Consider the following 2440-nt stretch of genomic DNA (forward strand, 5'->3'; position numbering starts at 1 on the left):
CTGAAATATCATCAATCGGCCAGAATAAATACTTAATCAGATTGTAAATGAAACAAAACTCCAGCCGGTTACGGACTCGGATTTTTTGCGCCAGATGCCGTTTATGAACATAAACAGTACGGCTGCTGATGTTTAATTTTCTGGCAATGCGATAGTTCGGCATTTCAGACATCCAGTAACTCATCACCAGAATTTCCTGATCGCTCAGTAACGTTTTTGGCAGGCCGATGTTATTTATCGGCATAAATGCTTCAGGGTCTTCAGCAATCTGTTGCAAGAGGGCGGTGAGCGACTGCTTGTTGAGAATAGAGACTTCACGGGTTACAGCAATTGGCGTTTCGGTATTCGGATAGTGAGCATCAACGTAACAGTATATTCGGGCGCTATGACGAAATTCAAAGAAGGTTTTTAATTCTTCAGATAGTTCTGCAGTATGGCAATTAATCGTCATATTTACCAGGATAATATCTGGTTCGAATTCAGGAATTAAATTAAGGGAATGAGAAATATTCACAGTATCAATAATATCAAGGCTATTATTTTCAACGAGATAAGAGAAAATTCCTAAGCGCGTAAAACCACAGGGTTCAATTATACAAACTTTCATATCACATCCTTGTCATGCGTAACATTACGCGCAGGAAACCACTCCTGTGATTTCTGTATCCAGCATAGATTCTTTTCTCTAATGCTGTCAATTCGGAAATGCGAGTCTGTTGATCTTGTTCAAACTGGAATTAGAAAAATCATAAAGAAAATAAAATGATAACCCTCGCTAAATATCCACGAGGGTAGAAAATATTTTACATTAATTGAACCGATTAAGAGAAAAGGGAGTAAGATCAAAAGGAATAGGACGATTGTTACCGAAGAGGCTAACTATTTCTCCTAATACACTGGCGAATTTAAACCCATGACCACTTAGCCCCGAAATCACTAACGTATTTTCTCTTTCCGGCAGGGTATCAATAATGAAATCTTCATCAGCCGTCATATCATAAGTGCATGAGGCACCACGCAAACTGACACCCACGCCCGGGAGGAAATGGCGGAAGAAATTGAATGATTCCGTTCCATCCTGACTGAAGCTGCCAAAAGATTTACGTTGTTCAGGTTCGGTTATCCATTGACCACCATTATGTTTCCCCAATTTCAGTTCATCCTTAACAGAGGGGAATCCATAATACTGGTCACCTTGCAGCGTTTCGAGCGTAAAGGCGGGAAAATGGTTTTCTTCACTGTAGCGGCCATCTGCATGGAACCAGGCAAACACTTTACGCAAAGGTTTAACGGGCAACGCTGGCAGGATTTTTGTGACCCAGGTTCCCGCTGCTACCACCAGTTTGGCCCCGCGGTAGACTCCGTCAATCGTTGTCACTTCAATGCTATCATCCAGCCAGTTAATGCTTTCAACAGGGCAGTTGAATAGCTGCGCACAACCGGCTTCCCGCGCAAGGCGAATATACGCCGACACCGCCATTTCACTTTGCAGAAAACCCGAGTTGGGTTCGTACACACCGCAATAGCCGTCCTGTAAGGTGAAAAGAGGCCATTTTTCGCGGATTTCGGTCGAACTGAGAGATTGTGTGACCAGACGGTAGGTTTCTGCACTGTGCTTAACATTACGGATAAATTCTGAATTTTCAGGACCTATGTTCAGAACGCCGCTGCGATGGAAAATCTTATCGTTGCTGAGTTCTGCCAGTTCATCCCAAAGCGTTTGCGCTCTCAACAGCATTGGCACATAACGTGAGCCTTCGCCGTAAGCGTGGCGGATAAGGCGTGTTTCGCCATGGTGGCTCCCCGCCTGATGGGGTGGCATTGCGCTGTCTATCATCAGCACTTTCAAGCCGGAACGGGTGGCGTAGTAACCTGCGGCTGAACCGACCGAACCGCTGCCTACGATAATGAGATCGTAATCCATAATTAAAACGTTCCTGTGGTGAGAGTTTTTAACAAGCTGGCTACGGGCATGATAGAGAGTTTACAGCGAAGAAGGCAAGCAGGGCGGAGGCAAAGAAAAAGGCACCAGGATAAATCGCTGGTGCCTCAGACGTGCAGGTAAAGATTAATGTTTACGGTGATCACTGTATTCGTACTCGTTAGATTCTATCTTTTCGATGCCGGCTTCAAGGATGGTAATGAGTTGCCGTGCAACGTCGGTAGTTAACCACAGGGTTCTGTCTACCTGAGCATCCTCGGGTGTCTGGTCTTTTGAAGACAGATAATGAAGGCGTATCATCATGGCGTCATAAGAGTCGACGGTACTGATATCCCAACCAACAAGCGGGTGTGTCTGAATAACTTCATCATTTCTGTCCATATAGACCCCTTATATTGTAGTGACTGACGTGAGTGACTATCTGAGGATCAATGCGGCTCATTATCATGTGAGCTATTTCAGTATAAACAGATAAAGCGATTTAGGGAGTGGTTTAAG

General features: G+C 44.5%; 3 protein-coding genes. All 3 read right to left on the reverse strand.

Going from position 1 to position 2440, the window contains the following annotated elements; genetic code table 11:
* On the reverse strand, positions 1–607 hold a 607-nt coding region (locus J1785_RS01745), incomplete at its 3' end, for a LuxR C-terminal-related transcriptional regulator (RefSeq protein WP_217218673.1).
* Between the two features lie 201 nt (positions 608–808).
* Positions 809–1924: an N-methyl-L-tryptophan oxidase gene (gene solA / locus J1785_RS01750; RefSeq protein ID WP_217218674.1), complete on the reverse strand. Its 1116-nt coding sequence runs from the start codon at positions 1922–1924 to the stop codon at positions 809–811.
* Between the two features lie 144 nt (positions 1925–2068).
* On the reverse strand, positions 2069–2323 hold the full coding sequence (bssS, locus tag J1785_RS01755) for a biofilm formation regulator BssS (protein ID WP_129951842.1): 255 nt from the start codon (positions 2321–2323) through the stop codon (positions 2069–2071).
* Positions 2324–2440: the final 117 nt, after the last annotated feature.

This window comes from Rahnella perminowiae (genome assembly GCF_019049755.1).
Lineage (GTDB): Bacteria > Pseudomonadota > Gammaproteobacteria > Enterobacterales > Enterobacteriaceae > Rahnella > Rahnella perminowiae.

Coding starts and splice junctions, on each gene's coding strand:
- solA (WP_217218674.1), bottom strand. CDS start 1,924: ATGGATTACGATCTCATTATCGTAGGCAGCGGTTCGGTCGGTTCAGCC.
- bssS (WP_129951842.1), bottom strand. CDS start 2,323: ATGGACAGAAATGATGAAGTTATTCAGACACACCCGCTTGTTGGTTGG.